This window comes from Microbispora bryophytorum (genome assembly GCF_043197435.1).
Taxonomy (GTDB): Bacteria; Actinomycetota; Actinomycetes; order Streptosporangiales; family Streptosporangiaceae; genus Microbispora; species Microbispora bryophytorum.
Map to the genome: position 1 here is coordinate 526,709 of NZ_JBICTF010000005.1, position 17,133 is coordinate 543,841.

Genomic DNA, 17,133 nt, shown 5'->3' on the forward strand with positions numbered 1-17,133 from the left:
TCTTCTCACAGGGTCTGCTCATGCTGCTGCGGCAGCGGGACGCTCCAGCACAGGCGCGTTCCTCCGCAGGCGAGGGCCTCGGCGGCGCACGACCCGCCCAGGCCCTCGGCGCGGTCGCTCAGGTTGCGCAGGCCGCTGCGGCGTCCCCCCGCCGGGATGCCGACCCCGTCGTCCTCCACGAGCAGGGTCAGCCGGTCCTCCTCCAGGCGCACGGTGACGCCGGCGCGGGTGGCATGCGCGTGCCGCACCACGTTGGAGATCGCCTCCCGCGCCACGGCCAGCAGGTGCTCCCCGACCGGGGCGGGCACGCGGGTGTCGAGCTGCCCGTCCATGCACAGGGCCGGCATGAAGCCGAGGGGCCGCCGCGCGCCCTCGACCAGCTCGACGAGCCGGGCGCGCAGCCCGGGGGCGCCGGCCGGGGTCCGCAGTGCGAAGATCGTGGAGCGGATCTGCCGGATCGTGCCGTCGAGTTCGTCGATCGCGGTCCGCAGCCGCGCGGCCGCCTCCGGGTGCTCCACGAGCCGCGCGGCGCCCGTCAGCGTCATCGCGACCGCGAACAGCCGCTGGATGACCACGTCGTGCAGGTCCTTGGCGATGCGGTCGCGGTCCTCCAGCAGGCCGAGCCGCTCGGCGTCCCTGCGCGCCTCGTCCAGTTCGAGCGCGACGGCCGCGTGCCCGGCGAAGGAGTGGACCATGCACACCTCCGCGCGGCTGAACGGGACGCGGCCGGGCCGCCTGCCCAGCGACAACACCCCGCGCACCGCTCCCGGGGCCCCCAGCGGCACGGCGCACACCGCTCCCGTCTCCCCGGCCGCCGTCCGCAGGTCGGTGTCGCCCACGTCGGAGACCACGCGGGGCTTCGCGCAGGCGAACGCCTGCCCGGCCAGCGAGTCCTCGACGGGCAGCCGGCACCCCCGGGCAGGGCCGGGCATGCCGTCCGCGATCGCGATCCGCAGCGTCCGGCCGCCGTCCTCCGGCAGCAGGATCGCCACCGTGTCGGCTCCGGCCATCCGCCGGGCACGGCGGGCGATCAGCGTCAGCACCCGCGGCGTCTCGGCGCCGGACAGCAGGCTCCTGGTGATCTCCGCCGACGCCTGCAGCCAGGTCTCCCTGCGGCGGGTGTCCTCGTACAGGCGGGCGTTCTCGATGGCCACCCCGGCGGCGCTGGCGAGGGCCACGACGATCGCCTCGTCGTCCTCGTCGAACTCCCCTCCCCCGCGCTTCTCCGTCAGGTAGAGGTTGCCGAACACCTGACCCCGGACCCGTACGGGCACGCCGAGCAGGGCCGCCATCGGGGGGTGGCCGGACGGGAAGCCGTACGACTCGGGGTGGTCGCAGATGCGGGGCAGCCGCAGGGGCCGGGGTTCCTTGATCAGCAGCCCGAGCAGGCCCAGGCCGTGCGGCCAGTGCTCGATCCCGGCGATCTCCTCCTCGCTCATCCCCACCGGGACGAAGCGGGCGAGGGTGTTGTCCTCCCCGATCACGCCGAGCGCGCCGTATCTGGCGTCGACCAGCTTGGCGGCGGTCTCGACGATCCGGCGTAGCACGGTCTCCAGATCGAGGTCGCCGCCCACCGAGACAACCGCCTCCAGCAACGCGTGGACCCGGTCACGCGTCGACAGGACCGCCTGCAACCTCGTGTGCAGTTCGGCCAGCAGCCCGTCCAGGTGCGTCTGCGGGATCATGGTCCGCTCCCCCGTCGGCGCCACGCACGCCCCCACAGTTGGAGTCTCGCAAACCGGGGCACCGCGGGCTCCTGGTCTTTGTCAGGTCACGACCGGCTTCTTACGGTCCGTATGCGCTCATCCGCCGTCGGCGACGGACATACTCGGATAGAGCCCAATGGACGCGGGGGTGCGCCATGAGGGAGCCGCGTGACGGCGTCATCCGGGTCGCCTGGCACGGAGCCGACCGGTTCGACGTCCGCGTCCGGCGCCACGTGGTCCGCGCCGACCAGCCCGCGGACGTCGGCGGGAGCGACACCGGCCCCACTCCGGCCGAGCTGTTCGTGGGCAGCGTGGCCGCCGGCGTCGCCTGCTGCGCCGAACGCTACCTGCGCCAGCGCCAGTTACCCGCAGGGGTGGGCGTGACCGCGCGCTACGACCTGGGCGTCTGCCCGGGACGGATCGACTCCATCGAGCTGTCGGTGGAGGCCCCCGGCCTGCCCGCGGGGCTGCGCGCCTCGCTCCTGTCGGTCCTGGAGCACTGCGCCGTCTGCACCACGCTGCGGGTTCCGCCGCGGGTCACGTTCGAGGTCCGCCAGGAAGCCTGCCCGCGGGCCGGTCAGGCCAGCCGGCCGACGCCGCCGAGGACGTAGCCGCCCTTGCTGTGCTCGACGAAGCCGCCGTCGGTGCGCCAGTCGGCCACGTCGACCAGCCCCGGCTCGACCAGCTCGAACCCCGTGAAGAACCGGGCGATGTGCTCGGGTGTGCGGTCGCGCAGCGCGGCCGTGGACTTCTCGTACACCGCCCGGGCCCCGGTGATCGTGTCCTCGCTCAGGCGGCCCTGCGTGCCGTGGGAGATGACGAGGTAGCTGCCGGGGGCCATGCGCTCCCGGAAGTGGGCCACGACGCGCTCGGCGTCGTCGTCGTCCACGAAGTGCAGCACGGCGACGAGCAGCACGGCCACCGGCTCGGTGAAGTCGATCAGCTCCGTGGTGATCGGGCTTTCGACGATCGCGTCCGGGTCGCGCATGTCGGCCTGCACCACGCCCGTACGGCCGCTGCCGGTCAGCAGCGCCCGGCCGTGCGCGGCGACGATCGGGTCGTTGTCGACGTAGACGACGGTCGCCTCGGGATCGACCTCGTGGGCGACCTCGTGGACGTTGCCCCGCGTGGGAATGCCGGTGCCGAGGTCGAGGAACTGCCGGATGCCCGACTCGCTGAGGAAGCGGACGGCGCGGCCGAGGAACTCCCGGTTCTGCCTGATCACCAGGCGGCCGTCGGGGCCGACCAGTTCGAGGAGTTTCTCGGCGGCGGCCCTGTCGACCGCGAAGTTGTCTTTGCCGCCCAGCCACCAGTCGTAGATCCGCGCCACACTCGGCGTGGAGAAGTCGATGGCCTGCAGCGCTTCCTCGTCCCGGCTCACCCGCGATCTCCGTTTCTCACGTTCGCCGCCGATCTTAACGAACGTTGATCGATTCAGGCATCGCCGGTGACGGCGGCCCGGTAGTCGCCGGCGATGCGGGCCGCGACGGCCAGCAGCGGATCGACCAGGCGGGGCAGCTCGCGCACCCGCCTGGAGGAGACCACGATGCCGACGGCCGCGACGGGCCGGTCCCCGACCAGCACCGGCGCGGCCGCCGAGCAGGAGCCGAGCGTCATCTCCTCGTGCGTGGTCGCGTATCCCTGAGCGCGCACCTGGGACAGCTCGCGGGCCAGCCGGCCCGGCTCGGTGACGGTGTGCGGGGTCGGCCGCTCCAGCGGCCGGGACAGGTAGGACGTGACGAACCAGCCCGGCTCGAAGGCCAGCAGCGCCTTGCCGACGCCGGTCGGGTGCATGGGCAGGCGCGAGCCGGTCCGCGACACGATCGGCACGGCCCGCTTGCCGTACACCTTGTCGACGTAGAGCACCTCGACCCCGTCGCGCACCGCCAGGTGGACGTTCTCCCCGGTGCCGCCGAACAGCTCCTGCAGCCAGGGGTGCGCCACCTCCTGCAGCGGGTCGGGGGCGAGCTGTCCCAGCTCCCACATGCGGCGGCCGATCTGGTAGCGCCCGTCGGCGCCGCGGCGCAGCGCGCGCCACTCCTCCAGCTCCGCGACGAGCCGGTGAACGGTGCTCAGCGCCATGCCGGTCCGGCCGGCGATCTCCGTCAGCGTGAGCCGCGGGTGGCGGGCGTCGAAGGCGCCGAGCACGGCCAGCACCCGCGACGTGACGGAACGCCCCGGATCGCGTGCGCCGCCGGCCATGTGACCCCTTCTTCCACTCAGTAGAAGCAAAGCCTACGCGGGACGGCGGGTGCTTCCCGATGCTTGGGCCATGCGAACTCAGGTCGGGATCATCGGAGCAGGACCGGCCGGCCTGCTGCTCTCCCATCTCCTCCATCTGCGCGGAATCGAGTCCGTGGTGCTCGAACGCCGCAGCAGGGAGTACGTCGAGCGGCGGGTGCGTGCGGGGGTGCTCGAACAGGGCACGGTGGACACGCTCGTCGAGGCGGGCGTCGGCGAGCGGATGAAGCGGGAGGGCCTGCCCCACCACGGCATCGAGCTGCGGTACGGCGGAGCGGGCCACCGCATCGCCTTCGAACGGCTGGTGCCCGGACGGGCCATCACCGTGTACGGCCAGCAGGAGGTCGTCAAGGACCTGATCGCCGCCCGGCTGGCGGCCGGGGGCGACGTCCGCTTCGAGGTGGACGACGTGGCCGTGCACGACATCGACACCGACCGGCCGTACCTCACTTTCGGGGGCGAGCGGCTGGACTGCGACGTGATCGCCGGGTGCGACGGCTTCCACGGCGTGTCCCGGCCGTCGATCCCCGAGGGCGTGCTGACCGAGTACCAGCGCGACTACCCGTTCGCCTGGCTCGGCATCCTCGCGAAGGTGAAGCCGTCGTCGGAGGAGCTGATCTACTCGCGGACCGAGCGCGGCTTCGCGCTGCACAGCATGCGCACCCCGGAGATCAGCCGCTTCTATCTGCAGGTGGCCCCCGACGAGGACCTCGCCGCGTGGCCCGACGAGCGGATCTGGGCCGAGCTGCGGGCCAGGCTGGAGACCGTGCCCGGCTTCACCCTCGCGACCGGCGAGATCGTCGAAAGAGGGATCACGCCCATGCGCGGCTTCGTGGCCGAGCCCATGCAGTACGGCAGGCTGTTCCTGGCCGGGGACGCGGCCCACATCGTGCCGCCGACCGGCGCGAAGGGGCTCAACCTGGCGGTGGCCGACGTCCGCGTGCTGACCGAGGCGCTGGCGCGCCTGTTCGCCGACGGCTCGACGGAGGCCCTGGACGGCTATTCGACGGCCTGCCTGCCCCGGGTGTGGCGGGCCCAGCACTTCTCGTGGTGGATGACGACGCTGCTGCACACGTTCGAGTCCGACGACGCCTACGCCCGGCGGCTGCAGACCTCCTACCTCGACTACGTGACATCCTCCGAGGCGGCCGGGACGACGCTGGCGGAGAACTACGTGGGCCTGCCCTACCAAGAGGAGACATCGTGACGCACCCCCCCTACCTGCACCCGGACTACGCCAGCACGGTCCTGCGGGCGCCGTCCCGGCCGCCGCTGCAGATGAAGGAGGACCCGGAGGCGGCCGAGCTGACCGGCCCGGTCTTCGGCCGCGACGAGGTGGACCCGCTCGACGCCGACCTGACCGCGGGCCACGCGGGCGAGCCGCTCGGCGAGCGCATCATCGTCACCGGGCGGGTCCTCGACGCCTCGGGCCGGCCGATCCCGGACACGCTGGTGGAGCTCTGGCAGGCGAACGCCGCCGGCCGGTACGCCCACCAGCGCGACCAGCACCCGGCGCCGCTCGACCCCAACTTCACCGGCGCGGGCCGGTGCCTGACCGACGGCGAGGGCCGCTACCGGTTCGTCACGATCAAGCCGGGGGCCTATCCCTGGCGCAACCACCCGAACGCCTGGCGGCCCGCGCACATCCACTTCTCGATCTTCGGCACGGCGTTCACCCAGCGCCTGGTGACACAGATGTACTTCCCCGGCGACCCGCTGTTCGCCTTCGACCCGATCTTCCGGTCCATTCCCGACCCGGCCGCCCGCGAGCGGCTCGTCGCCACGTTCGACCTGGACATCACCGAGCCGGAGTGGGCGCTCGGCTACCGGTGGGACGTCGTGCTCGGCCGTACCCCGATGGAGACCCCGATGGAGACCCCGGTAGAGACCCCGATGGAGGACGCGTGACCACCCCTTCGCAGACCGTCGGCCCGTTCTTCGGGTTCGCCCTGCCGTACGCGGCCGACTGGGAGCTCGTCCCCGAGGGCCATCCGGGGGCCGTGACGATCACCGGCCGGGTGTTCGACGGCGCCGGCGAGCCGGTGCCCGACGCCCTGCTGGAGCTGTGGACCGGGGAAGGCAGCGATCGGGGCGCCCTCGGCCGCGGCGGGAGCGGGGTCTCCGGCTTCGGGCGATGCGGCACCGCCCCCGACGGCTCCTACCGGTTCCGCCTCGCGCCGCCCGCCCGGCCGTACGCCGCGCTGCTGGTCTTCGCGCGGGGCCTGCTCAAGCCGGTGTGGACCCGCGTCTACCTCGCGGACACGCCCGACCCCCTGCTCGACTCCCTCGACCCGGTCCGCCGCGCGACGTTGCTCGCCCAGGCCGAGGGGCAGGGCGTCTATCGGTTCGACGTACGGCTGCAGGGCGAGCAGGAGACGGTCTTCCTTGAGTTCTGACGCGGGTTCCGACGCGGGTTCTGATGTGGGGTTGCTGTCCCCGGTGTGGGCGGGCACGGAGGTGGCGGCGGTCACGGCCGACGACGCCTGGCTCCGGGCCATGCTGGAGGCGGAGGTCTGCCTCGCGCGGGCGCAGGCCCGCCTCGGCGTCGTCCCCGAGTGGGCCGTCGCCGCGATCGCCGAAGCGGCCGTGGCCATGAGCGGGCAGGACCGCTACGACCCCGCCGGCCTCGCCCGCCGCGCCAGGGACGCCGGCAACCCCGTCGTGCCGCTGGTCAAGGACCTGCGGGCCGCCGCAGGCGAGGCGGGATCCTGGGTGCATCACGGCGCCACCAGCCAGGACATCCTCGACACGGCGGCGATGCTGGTGGCCGCGCGGGCCCGCGAGACCATCCTGCGCGACCTCGGCCTGACGCTCGCCGCGCTGGCCCGGCTGGCCGGCGAGCACCGGGACACCCCGATGGCGGGCCGCACGCTCGGGCAGCAGGCGGTGCCCACCACGTTCGGTCTGAAGGCCGCCGGTTGGCTGGTCGGCTGCCGCGACGCGCGCGACCGCCTGGCGGCGGTGCGGCTGCCGGTCCAGCTCGGCGGCGCGGCCGGCACCATGGCCGGGTACGGCGAGCGTGCGCTGGAGCTGCTGCCGCTGTTCGCGGCCGAGACCGGGCTGGCCGAGCCGGTGCTGCCCTGGCACGCGCTGCGCACGCCCGTGACCGACCTGGCCTGCGCGCTCGCCGCCGTGACGGGCGCGCTGGGCAAGCTCGCCACCGACGTGATCCTGCTGGCGCAGAGCGAGGTGGGCGAGGTGGCCGAGCCCGCCGCGCCGGGCCGGGGCGGCTCGTCGGCGATGGCGCACAAGCGCAACCCGGTGCTCGCCACGATGATCAGGTCGGCGGCGCTGCAGACGCCCGCGCTCGCGCAGATCCTGCTCGCCTCGCGGGTCGCCGAGCACGAGCGGCCCGCGGGGAGCTGGCACGCCGAGTGGCAGCCGCTGCGCGAGTGCCTGCGCCTGGCCGGCGGCGCGGCCGGGACGGCCGCCGAGCTGACCGAGGGGCTGGAGGTGTTCCCCGAGCGCATGCGGCACAATCTCGATCATCTACTCGCCGTGCTGGCCGAGCATGGGGAGGACCCGGGCATCGGGGCGGCGCCCGCCCTCGTCGACCGGGCTCTGGAGCACCACGAGGAAAAGGCATCATGATCCTGCACCACCGCTTCGACGGGCCGCCGGACGCCCCGGTCGTCGTGCTCGGGCCCTCGCTGGGCACGACGCTCGACCTCTGGGAGCCGCAGCTTCCCGCACTCACGCGCACCTGGCGGGTGCTCCGCTACGACCTGCCCGGCCACGGCGGCTCGCCCGCCGCCTCCGGTCCCACGCGTGATCTGACCGTGGACGACCTCGCCGACGGGGTGCTGGCGCTGCTCGACCGCGCCGGCCTGGAGTCGGTCTCGTACGCGGGGGTGTCGCTGGGCGGGGCCGTCGGGAGCACGCTGGCGCTGCGCGCGCCGGACCGCGTCGCGAGCCTGGTCCTGTGCTGCACCTCCGCGCGGTTCGGCACGGCGGAAAGCTGGCACGAGCGCGCCGCGCTGGTCCGTGCGGAGGGCACGAAGCCGCTGGCCGAGGCGACGAGGAGACGGTGGTTCACCGCGGGTTTCCCCCACGCCGAGCGCTACCTGGACATGCTCCGCGAGGCCGACCCCGAGGGATACGCCGCGTGCTGCGACGCCTTGGCGATCTTCGACGTCCGCGACCGGCTCGGCGAGGTCCGCGCGCCCGCCCTGGTGATCGCCGGAGCCGAGGACCCGGCGACCCCGCCCGCGCACGCCGAGGTCCTGGCCGGGGGCATCCCGGACGCCGAGCTGCTGGTCGTGCCGCGGGCGGCCCACCTGGCCACGGCCGAACGCCCGGACGTCGTGAACGACGCGATCACGCGGCATCTGACCACCCGCTGGAGGACGGCATGAGCGGCGAGGACGGCATGCGGGTGCGCCGCGAGGTGCTGGGCGACGCCCACGTGGACCGGGCGCAGGCCCGGACCACCGAGTTCACCGCGGACTTCCAGGACCTGATCACCCGGTACGCCTGGGGGGAGATCTGGACCCGGCCGGGGCTGGACCGCCGCACCCGCAGCTGCATCACGCTCACCGCCCTGGTGGCCCGCGGGCAGTTGGAGGAGCTGGGCATGCACGTGCGGGCCGCGCGGCGCAACGGGCTCACGATCGACGAGATCAAAGAGGTGCTGCTGCAGACCGCGATCTACTGCGGGGTTCCCGCCGCCAACGCCGCGTTCTCCGTCGCCCAGCGGGTGCTGGAGGAGGACCAGGACGAGGATCGCGCATGACCTTCCTCGTGACCGGCGAGAGCGCCGACCGGCGGCCCGCACCAATCATCGGACCGTCCGGGCGGTGTCAGGGATGAACGCCCCGCAGCTCACATCGGCCCTGCAGGGGCGCTTCAGTCCTCTGCGCTTCGACCCCAGCCATGTGCTGTCCGGCTCGGACGTCGAAACCCTGCTGGAGGCGGCCCGGTGGGCTCCCTCCGCCGGCAACGCTCAGCCCTGGTCGTTCCATCTGCGCCGCCGGGGAGAGGACGGACACGATCAACTTGTCGAACACCTCGCTGGAAGCTCGCGCCGATGGGCGCCCGCCGCCGGCGCGCTGGTCGTCAACATGGCTCGCCGCGAAGTCGACGACACCGGCATGCTCTACTCCGAGTTCGCCGACTACGACCTCGGCCAGGCGGTGGCGCACATGACCGTGCAGGCCCACGCCATGGGCCTGTCCTGCCGGCAGTTCCGCGCCTTCGATCTCGAAGGGCTGCACAACCGGCTCGGCGTCAGGCCCGGTTGGCGCATCCTCACGATGACGGCCATCGGAGTTCCGCTCCGAAGCGACACGACGCTCCCCGCACGAGAGCGCCGGAGCATCGCGGACCTGCGCACCGCAGGTGTGGCATCTCCACGAGACCGGCAGCCACCGGAGTGAGCAGGGCGCGGCAGCGCGCCCCTTCATCCCGGGCGGAGGAACTCCCGCAGCCGATCCGCCGGCCACGTGTTGATCACCCGGTCGGGGGTGAGCCAGCCGCGCTGCGCGGTGCCGACGCCGTACCGCATGACGTCGAGGTGCGGCACGGCGTGCGCGTCGCTGTCGATCGAGAACAGCACGCCCCGGTCGGCGGCACGCCGGACGAGGCCCGAGGGCAGGTCGAGCCGGTCGGGGAAGGAGTCGATCTCCAGCGCCGTCCCGGTGCGCACGCAGGCGTCGAAAACCCTCGGCCAGTCGGCGTCCACCGGCTCGCGCCTGCCGATGATCCGCGCCGTCGGATGGCCGATGATCTTCACGTACGGGTTCTCGCAGGCCCGGATCAGCCGCCGGGTCATCTCCTCGGGCGGCTGGGTGAAGTGCGAGTGCACCGAGGCCACGCACAGGTCGAACCCGGCCAGGAACTCCGGCGGCCAGTCGACCTCGCCCTCCGGGCCGATGTTGAGCTCGCACCCGTGCAGCAGCGTCATGCCGTGGCGGGCCGTGCCGAGGCGGCGGAGCCGCTCGCGCTGCTGCAGCGCCTTCTCGTCGGTCATCCGCTGCATGAAGAGGTTGGGCGCGTGGTCGGTCACCGCATAGTAGGCGTAGCCGCGCGCCGCGGCCGCCTCGACCATCTCCTCCAGCGGCGCGAGCCCGTCGGTCAGGTCGGTGTGGGTGTGCAGGTCGCCGCGGATGTCGGTCGAGGTCACCACCCTCGGCAGCCCCACGCTGAGCGCGGCCTCGATCTCCCCGGTGTCCTCGCGCAGCGTCGGCTCGATCCACGGCAGGCCGAGCATGCCGTACACCTCCGCCTCGTCCGCCGAGGTGATCTTCTCGCCGGTCGCCACGTCGAACACGCCATACTCCGACAGCTTCAGCTTCCGGTGCACGGCGATCTCCCGGGTGCGGATGTTGTGCGCCTTCGACCCGGTGAAGTACTGCAGCGCGGCTCCCCAGGAGTCCCTCGGCACCACCCGCAGGTCGACCTGGAGTCCCGCGGCCGTGCGGACCGAGCTTTTCGTCTCGCCGTGGGCGATCACCTCGGTGACGTACGGCAGCGCGGTGAAGGCCGCCATCAGGGCCGGCGGATCCTGCGCGGTGGCCAGGATGTCGACGTCGCCGATCGTGTCCTTCATCCGCCGCAGCGACCCGGCGTACGCGCACCGCTCGCAGCCCGGCACGGCCGACAACGCGGCGACGACCTCCTCGGCGACCGCCATGGCGATCCCGATGTGCACCCGGCTGCCGGTCTTGCGCATCACCTCGATGCCATGCAGCAGGTTCTCCTCCGTCTTCGTCCCGAACCCGCGCAGCCCCTCCAGGGCCCCGGCGTGAATGGCGTCCTCCAGCTTCTCGATCGAGTCGACGCCCCGCTCGTGATACAGGACCATGGCCTTCTTCGGCCCGAGCGTGGGGATCGTGGTCAGCAGGCGCACCCCGGCGGGGATATTCGTCCGCAGTTCCTCCAACTGGTGGATCGACCCGGTCCGCAGGTATTCGTCGATCTTCGCGGCGATCGACGCGCCGACGTTCGGGATCGCCCGCAGGGCCGCCGCGTCCATGCCGTCGATCTCGCGGCCGTACCCGCCGACCGACCGGGCCGCCTTCTCGTAGACCCGCACCTTGAACGCGTCACCTCCGGTGATCGCGATCAGGTCGGCGTACTCCTGCAGCAGCCCGGCGACCTCCTCGTTGCACCGTCTCATCGCAGGCACCCCCAGGCCAGGCTGCGACGCGCCCCGGCGACCTCTCCAGGTGCGGAGGTCCCCGGCCGGTGTGACCGAAGACCCGGGTGATTCGTACTGCCGGGAAAGCGATATTCCGCCCTGCCCGCCTGGGGCGGAAGCAGACGATAATGACGGTCATGACAGAGGCGGCGTTGGCGGAGGAGTGCGAGCCCGGGGACGCCCGGCCGGGCCGTTTCCGGCCCCGGCTGCCCATTCGGCTCCCCGCACGGGTGCCGGCCCGGTTGCTCGCCCCCGCGCTCGGGCTGACCGTCCTCCTGCTGCTGGCGCCGGGCGCCGTCGCGATGTCGGCGGATCCCTCCTGGCCCGCCTTGACCCTGGTGGCCGCCGCGGGGTTGTCGTTCGTGGGGGCCGTGGTGACCGCTCACCTGGCCCGCCCCGCCGTGCGGCCCCTGCCCGTGGCCTTCGTCGTGCTGCTCGCGGCGGTGACGATCACGGCGTCCCTGGCCTACCGGACGAACGGGTGGCAGACGCTGTTCTCCCTGCTCGCCGTGGCCGTGTCGCTCGTGCTCCCGGTTCGGTTCGCGCCCCCGCTCATCACCGTCACGGCCGCGCTGGCCGCGATCGTCCCGGTGCACGACGGCTCGTTCGGCGAGGCGCTGTGGGGCGCCGCGCTGACCACCTTCCTCGCCGGGATCACGACGTACGGCTTCCGCCGGATGGCCGAGGTGATCGAGGAACTCGGCCGGACCCGGGAGAAGCTCGCCGTCGCCGCCGTCTCGGCCGAACGCCTGCGCTTCTCCCGCGACCTGCACGACCTGCTCGGCCACACGCTCTCGATGGTGGTGGTCAAGGCCGAGGCCGTGCGGCGGCTGGCCCCGCGCGACACGGAGGCGGCCATGCGGCACGCCGCGGACATCGAGGCCATCGGACGGCAGGCGCTGACCGAGGTGCGCGAGGCGGTCACGGGTTACCGGGACGCGAGCCTCGCCTTCGAGCTCGACAGCGCACGGGCGGCCCTGGCCACGGCCGGCGTCGACTGCGTGGTGAAGGAGTCGGGGCCGGCGCTGTCGCGGGAGACCGACATGCTGCTGAGCTGGGTCGTGCGGGAAGGGATCACGAACGTCGTGCGGCACTCCGGCGCCCGGCGCTGCGTCATCACGCTGCGCCGCGACCGCGACCCGGTCCTGGTCGAGATCACCGACGACGGCCCTGGTGACGACGGCGCGGGCGGCGCCGCCGGCGAGGAGGACGGCAGCGGCCTGCGCGGGCTGCGCGAGCGCCTGGCCGCCGCGGGCGGGCGGCTGACCGCCGCCCGCCTGCCGCAGGGGTTCGTCCTCACCGCCGAGATCCCGCACGCGGGCGTGGACGACGACGGAGAGGACGGCCTGTGACCCGCGTGCTGATCGCCGAGGACCAGACGATGATGCGCGACGCGCTCACCGTGCTGCTCGACCTGGAGGACGACTTCGAGGTCGTCGCGCAGGTCGCGACGGCGGGCGAGATCGTTCCCACCGCCTTGCGGGTCAAGCCCGACGTGGCCCTGCTCGACATCGAGCTGCCCGGCGGCAGCGGGCTCGACGCGACCGCGGACCTGCGGGCCGCCCTCCCGGAGTGCGTGGTGGTCATCGTCACGACGTTCGGACGGCCCGGTTACCTGCGCCGGGCGCTGGACGCGGGCGCCCGCGGGTTCGTGGTCAAGGACCGGCCCGTCGGCGAGCTGGCCCAGGCGATCAGGCGCGTGCTCGCGGGCGAGATCGTGGTTGATCCCGCCCTGGCCACGGCCGCTTTGAGCGCCGGGCCGAACCCGCTGACGCCGCGGGAGCGTGAGGTGCTCACCGCCGCCGCCGACGGCTCCGCCGCCGGCGACATCTCCCGCCGTCTCTTTCTGTCGGAGAGCACCGTACGCAACCACCTGTCGGCGTGCATCACCAAGACCGGCACCCGCAACCGCATGGAGGCCGTCCGGGTCGCCCGCCACAACGGCTGGCTCTGAGCCGGGCGTTCCTCAACGGCTGAGGTACTCCTCGCCGAGGGCGCGCAGGCGGGCGTGCGCGGAGCCGTACACGTCCGGGTCGCCCAGGTACGCCTTGGGCAGCTTGGCCACCATCGTGTAGTTGGTGTCGCAGACGTTGCCGACCGGAGCCTGTCCGCCCTGGCTGACGAGCTGGTAGGCGTCCAGCTCGTCGAGGCCGGTGAGGGAGGCGGCCCAGGTGACGAGGTCGTGCTGGCTGATGCGGTAGGCGTCCTCCAGCGGCCGGGCCGAGCCGGTCGACATGATGTGGCGGTCGTCCTCCAGCCGCGGCCACGGCGTCGCGACCCCCTTGATCAGCTCGACGGCCACGACGGTGTTCATCGCCGCCTCCACGGCGGTGCCGCAGACCTCGCCGTCGCCCTGGCGGCAGTGGCCGTCGCCGATCGCGAACAGCGCGCCGGGAACGTTGACGCCCAGGTAGACCGTGACCCCGGCACGCAGCTCGGGGGTGTCCATGTTGCCGCCGTGGGCGTCCGGCGTGATGGTCATCCGCGCCTCGGCGGCGGCCGGGGCGACGCCCACGGTCCCATGCATCGGGTCGAGCGGCATCTCGACGGCGAAGTCGCCGCGCCGGGCCCGGTAACGCACGGTCCGCCGCCCGGCGTCCACCTCGTACATCCACACGGCCTCCTCCAGCGGGGGCTGCAGCGTCGGGGTGGTGTGCGTGCTCGTCAGCGCCCCGAAGTGCGGGAACGTCGTGGAGACCGCCCAGTCGCGGGCGGGCTCGATGGAGACGAAGTGGAGGGCCAGGGTGTCGCCGGGCTCGGCCCCCTCGACGTGGAACGGGCCGGTGACCGGATTCAGATAGGGGAACTCGCAGACCTGCGACGGCAGGTCTGCGATGCCGCGCACCCGGCCGCCGAAGCAGTCCTCGGTGTACAGCTCCAGCACCGCTCCGGGCGCGACGGATTCGACGGCCGGGCGGCCGCCGAAGGTGTACGACAGGTCGTCGGGGCGGGGACGGTAGGACACGACGTTCACTCGTTGGCCTCCGGGGTGACGGCGGACAGGGTGGGGCGCCGGCCCATCATGTAGGAGCCGGCGAGGATCACGACGCCGATGGCCAGCCAGACGAAACCGAGCACCTGGGCGGCGATGCTGGCGTTGATCACGACGTAGAGCAGGATCAGGAAGCCGATCGCGGGGGCCACGAGGTGCCGCCACCAGTCACGGCTGCGGTTGCGGACGACGTAGTGGACGACGACCGAGACGTGCAGGGCGAGGAACGCGGTCATCGCGCCGAAGTTGACCAGCGTGCCGAGCAGCGTGATGCCGTCGTCGCGCGAGCTCATGTAGAGGCCGAGGACCAGGGACACCCCGGCCACCAGGAACGTCGCGTTGACCGGCACCCTGTGCTTGGGGTGCACCTTGCCGAGGAACGCCGGGAGCTGGCGGTCGCGGGCCATCGCGAACAGCAGGCGGGAGGTGGCCGCCTGGGCGACGAGGGAGTTCGCGAACCCCCAGGCCACGGCGGTGGCGACGGCCGTCAGCACGCTCAGCCAGTGGCCACCGGCGTACTCCGCGGTGTCGTAGAACGCGGTGCCGGCCGGGTCGCCCTTCGTGAGCAGGTCGGCGCGGTTGGGGGCGAGCAGCGCCGCCACCCAGGTCTGCACGACGAACAGCGCGCCGGCCAGGGCGAGGGCGAAGATCATCGAGCGGCCGAGCCGGCGGCTGCTCTCGCGGCTCTCCTCGGCGAGCATCGAGATGCCGTCGAACCCGAGGAAGGACAGCACCGCCACGGACACGGCCCCGAACGCCAGCGGCCAGGAGAACGTCGAGGAGTCGAACAGCGGGCTGAGCGCGGCGCCGTGGCCCTTGCCCTGGGCCAGGGCCACGGCCCCGACGACCAGGAAGATCGCCAGCACGATCAGCTCGGCGACCAGCATGATCTTGTTCATCCGGGCGGTCATCTCGATGCCGAGGTAGTTGACCACCGTGTTGAGCACGATGAAGGCGATCAGCCACACCCAGATCGGCACGCCGGGCACGAACGACGTCATGGCCGCGCTCGCCACGAGGTACAGCAGCGACGGCACGAGCACGTAGTCGAGCAGGATCACCCAGCCGGCGAGGAAGCCGACCGGGGCGGCGATGCCCCGGCCCGCGTACGTGTAGACCGAGCCCGCCATCGGGAACGCGCGGGCCATCTGGGCGTACGACAGGGCGGTGAACGCCATCGCGACCATGCCGATGACGTAGGCGAGCGCCACCATCCCGCCGGACGACTGGAAGACGCTGCCGAAGATGCCGAACGGCGCGATCGGCACCATGAAGATCAAACCGTAGATGAGCAGGTCGGCGAAGCCGAGCGAGCGCCGCAGCTCCTGCTGGTAACCGAAGCGCTCGACGCCGGGCGCCTCTGACTGTGGGGAGGACATGGATCCGCTCCTAAACGCACGGGGGCAGAGCCGTACGATAGGGGCATTCCTTGAAAACGAAAAGGTTTCTGGTGGAAGTTTTACATCGGGTACATCAGCGACGTCACGACCTCGAAGTCCAGCCCGTCGGCCCGGCCGAGGTACACCCGCTGGCGCACCCGGCCCTCGGTAAGCGTGAGCGGGCCGCGCCCGGACACGACCGTCGTGCCGTCGGCGACCGCCTCGACGGCCGGCACCGCCAGCGTGCCCGCGCGCCGCGCCAGGGCGGCCAGCATGAGCACCCCCTCGTAGCAGCCGTGCCCGTGCCCGTTCAGCAGCGGCGCCTCCGGGCCGAACATCGCCGTGTACCGCTCGGCCAGACTGAGATTGGCGTCGGTCGCGATGCCCCCGAAGTAGCCCATCGCGGCGTAAAGCCCACCGGTCGTGTCGCCCCCGGCGGCGAGCAGGCCGTGCTCCTCCAGCGCGCCGCACAGCCGCTCGCAGCCGAGACCGCTCGCGGCGAACGCCCGGTTGAACGCGATCAGGTCGCTGCCGATGAGAGTGAGCAGCACGGCGTCCGGCCGCACGGTGACCAGTTGCTCCAGCAGCCGGTCCATCGCGGCCGTCCCGGGCGGGACGAGCCGCTCCCCCACGACCGTCGCGGACCGGGCGCGCAGGTGCCCGCGGGCCGAGGCGTGCACCAGGCGCGGCCAGACGTAGTCGTTGCCGAGCAGGAACCAGCGCCGGGCCCGCCGGTGCTCCACCAGCCAGTCGATTCCCGGGCCGACCTGCAGCGAGGCGGGCTCGCCGAGGTAGTAGACGCCCGGACGGCGGGCGCCGCCCTCGTACGGCGGGGTGTAGACGAAGGGGGCCGCGCCTCCCAGCGCCTGCTCGACCGCGACGCGCACGTCGCTGGCGTGGGTGCCGACCACCGCCTCCACGACCCCGGAGCGCACCAGGCCGCGCACCTCCCCGGCGACCGCGGCCGGGCCGCGGCCCCCGTCCACGAGCACGAGTTCGACCGGCCTGCCCAGCACTCCACCGGCGGCGTTGACCTCCCGGGCGGCCAGCAGGGCACAGTTGATCGCTCCCGGCCCGAGCAGGCCGAGCACGCCGGAGACCGGCACCACCAGCGCGACGCGGAGCGTGTCCGCGGGCAGCAGATGAGCCTCAAGAGAGTCGATGACGACTGTGACAGGATCGGCCACGTGCACGAGTATCCCCTGACCGAACCGGTGACCGGCCTCGGGTCGTCCCTCGCCTATCTGCTCAGCCGGGCCGAACGCAGCGTCAACCGGGGGCTGGCCGCCGCGCTCGCCACCGAGGACGTGACCGTCGAGCAGTGGCGCATCCTGCAGGCGCTCGCGGACGGGCGCGGGCACTCGATGGGCGATCTGGCCGAGGCCGCGCTGATGCCCCACCCCACGCTGACCAAGGCGGTGGACCGGCTGGTGGAACGCGCGGTGGTCTACCGGGGGCACGACCCGGCCGACCGCCGCAAGGTCGCGGTCTTCCTCGCCGACCGGGGCCGCGACCTGCTCGCCCGCCTGGAGGCGGGCATCGCCGAGCACCAGCGGGCGATCCTCGCGGCGTACGGCCCGGCCCGCACCGAGCGGCTGATGCGCGACCTCGAGTCATTGCCGGCCTGCCTGGAGGACTGAGCCCGGCCGGGTGACTTCGGCCTTGCCCGGTCGCCCT

General features: G+C 73.0%; 18 protein-coding genes. 11 read left to right on the plus strand and 7 right to left on the minus strand.

Annotated elements, in window-relative coordinates:
* Positions 1–5: 5 nt before the first annotated feature.
* A complete protein-coding gene (locus tag ACGFIB_RS19890) occupies positions 6–1,685 on the minus strand; it encodes a sensor histidine kinase (protein WP_357243402.1) in 1,680 nt (559 codons plus the stop codon).
* A gap of 176 nt (positions 1,686–1,861) precedes the next feature.
* Between ACGFIB_RS19890 and ACGFIB_RS19895 the strand changes: the two genes are divergently transcribed.
* Positions 1,862–2,317: an OsmC family protein gene (locus ACGFIB_RS19895; RefSeq protein ID WP_142570801.1), complete on the plus strand. Its 456-nt coding sequence runs from the start codon at positions 1,862–1,864 to the stop codon at positions 2,315–2,317.
* Here ACGFIB_RS19895 and ACGFIB_RS19900 read toward each other — a convergent pair.
* Both ACGFIB_RS19900 and ACGFIB_RS19905 read right to left on the minus strand, forming a co-directional pair.
* Positions 2,284–3,087 carry an SAM-dependent methyltransferase gene (locus tag ACGFIB_RS19900; protein WP_357243405.1) on the minus strand — a complete coding sequence of 268 codons (804 nt, stop codon included), beginning with the start codon at positions 3,085–3,087 and terminating at the stop codon, positions 2,284–2,286. The two genes, ACGFIB_RS19895 and ACGFIB_RS19900, sit on opposite strands and share 34 nt — an antisense overlap.
* A 53-nt stretch (positions 3,088–3,140) precedes the next feature.
* The gene (locus ACGFIB_RS19905) at positions 3,141–3,908 is read right to left on the minus strand and encodes an IclR family transcriptional regulator (RefSeq protein WP_142570796.1); all 768 of its coding nucleotides are present in this window, start codon (positions 3,906–3,908) and stop codon (positions 3,141–3,143) included.
* A gap of 70 nt (positions 3,909–3,978) precedes the next feature.
* On the opposite strand from ACGFIB_RS19905, the gene pobA reads away from it, so the two are divergent.
* The 7 genes from pobA (at position 3,979) to ACGFIB_RS19940 (ending at position 9,322) form a co-directional block, all read left to right on the plus strand.
* Positions 3,979–5,154, plus strand: coding sequence for a 4-hydroxybenzoate 3-monooxygenase (pobA, locus tag ACGFIB_RS19910; RefSeq protein WP_357260073.1), 1,176 nt, complete (start codon positions 3,979–3,981; stop codon positions 5,152–5,154).
* Positions 5,151–5,855 (plus strand): protocatechuate 3,4-dioxygenase subunit beta, encoded by a 705-nt coding sequence (gene pcaH / locus ACGFIB_RS19915; protein ID WP_393373765.1) that lies wholly within the window; start codon positions 5,151–5,153, stop codon positions 5,853–5,855. Before pobA ends, pcaH begins: the two co-directional genes overlap by 4 nt.
* Positions 5,852–6,343 carry a peptidase associated/transthyretin-like domain-containing protein gene (locus tag ACGFIB_RS19920; protein ID WP_393373768.1) on the plus strand — a complete coding sequence of 164 codons (492 nt, stop codon included), beginning with the start codon at positions 5,852–5,854 and terminating at the stop codon, positions 6,341–6,343. The genes pcaH and ACGFIB_RS19920 overlap by 4 nt, the downstream gene beginning before the upstream one ends.
* Positions 6,333–7,538 (plus strand): 3-carboxy-cis,cis-muconate cycloisomerase, encoded by a 1,206-nt coding sequence (gene pcaB / locus ACGFIB_RS19925; RefSeq protein WP_393373770.1) that lies wholly within the window; start codon positions 6,333–6,335, stop codon positions 7,536–7,538. Before ACGFIB_RS19920 ends, pcaB begins: the two co-directional genes overlap by 11 nt.
* The gene (gene pcaD, locus ACGFIB_RS19930) at positions 7,535–8,302 is read left to right on the plus strand and encodes a 3-oxoadipate enol-lactonase (RefSeq protein ID WP_393373772.1); all 768 of its coding nucleotides are present in this window, start codon (positions 7,535–7,537) and stop codon (positions 8,300–8,302) included. Before pcaB ends, pcaD begins: the two co-directional genes overlap by 4 nt.
* A complete protein-coding gene (gene pcaC / locus ACGFIB_RS19935) occupies positions 8,299–8,679 on the plus strand; it encodes a 4-carboxymuconolactone decarboxylase (protein ID WP_393373775.1) in 381 nt (126 codons plus the stop codon). The genes pcaD and pcaC overlap by 4 nt, the downstream gene beginning before the upstream one ends.
* 73 nt (positions 8,680–8,752) lie before the next feature.
* The gene (locus ACGFIB_RS19940; RefSeq protein ID WP_393373777.1) at positions 8,753–9,322 is read left to right on the plus strand and encodes a nitroreductase family protein; all 570 of its coding nucleotides are present in this window, start codon (positions 8,753–8,755) and stop codon (positions 9,320–9,322) included.
* 23 nt (positions 9,323–9,345) lie between these two features.
* Here the strand turns inward: ACGFIB_RS19940 and polX are convergent, their stop codons facing one another.
* Entirely contained in the window at positions 9,346–11,064 is a 1,719-nt protein-coding gene (polX, locus tag ACGFIB_RS19945; protein ID WP_393373780.1) for a DNA polymerase/3'-5' exonuclease PolX, read from the minus strand.
* Positions 11,065–11,213: 149 nt separating this feature from the next.
* Here polX and ACGFIB_RS19950 point away from each other — a divergent pair, with 149 nt between their 5' ends.
* Positions 11,214–12,437, plus strand: a complete 1,224-nt coding sequence (locus ACGFIB_RS19950; RefSeq protein ID WP_393373782.1) for a sensor histidine kinase — start codon at positions 11,214–11,216, stop codon at positions 12,435–12,437.
* Positions 12,434–13,039, plus strand: coding sequence for a response regulator transcription factor (locus ACGFIB_RS19955; RefSeq protein ID WP_142570780.1), 606 nt, complete (start codon positions 12,434–12,436; stop codon positions 13,037–13,039). The genes ACGFIB_RS19950 and ACGFIB_RS19955 overlap by 4 nt, the downstream gene beginning before the upstream one ends.
* Positions 13,040–13,051: 12 nt before the next feature.
* Here ACGFIB_RS19955 and ACGFIB_RS19960 read toward each other — a convergent pair whose 3' ends face one another.
* The 3 genes from ACGFIB_RS19960 to ACGFIB_RS19970 form a co-directional block, all read right to left on the minus strand.
* The gene (locus ACGFIB_RS19960) at positions 13,052–14,050 is read right to left on the minus strand and encodes an acetamidase/formamidase family protein (protein ID WP_393373785.1); all 999 of its coding nucleotides are present in this window, start codon (positions 14,048–14,050) and stop codon (positions 13,052–13,054) included.
* 5 nt (positions 14,051–14,055) lie between these two features.
* Positions 14,056–15,456 (minus strand): APC family permease, encoded by a 1,401-nt coding sequence (locus tag ACGFIB_RS19965; protein ID WP_357243435.1) that lies wholly within the window; start codon positions 15,454–15,456, stop codon positions 14,056–14,058.
* 80 nt (positions 15,457–15,536) lie between these two features.
* Entirely contained in the window at positions 15,537–16,643 is a 1,107-nt protein-coding gene (locus ACGFIB_RS19970) for a substrate-binding domain-containing protein (RefSeq protein WP_357243438.1), read from the minus strand.
* Between ACGFIB_RS19970 and ACGFIB_RS19975 the strand changes: the two genes are divergently transcribed.
* Complete coding sequence (locus ACGFIB_RS19975) at positions 16,644–17,096, plus strand: MarR family winged helix-turn-helix transcriptional regulator (RefSeq protein WP_268239459.1); 453 nt, start codon at positions 16,644–16,646, stop codon at positions 17,094–17,096.
* The last annotated feature ends 37 nt before the right edge of the window (positions 17,097–17,133 follow it).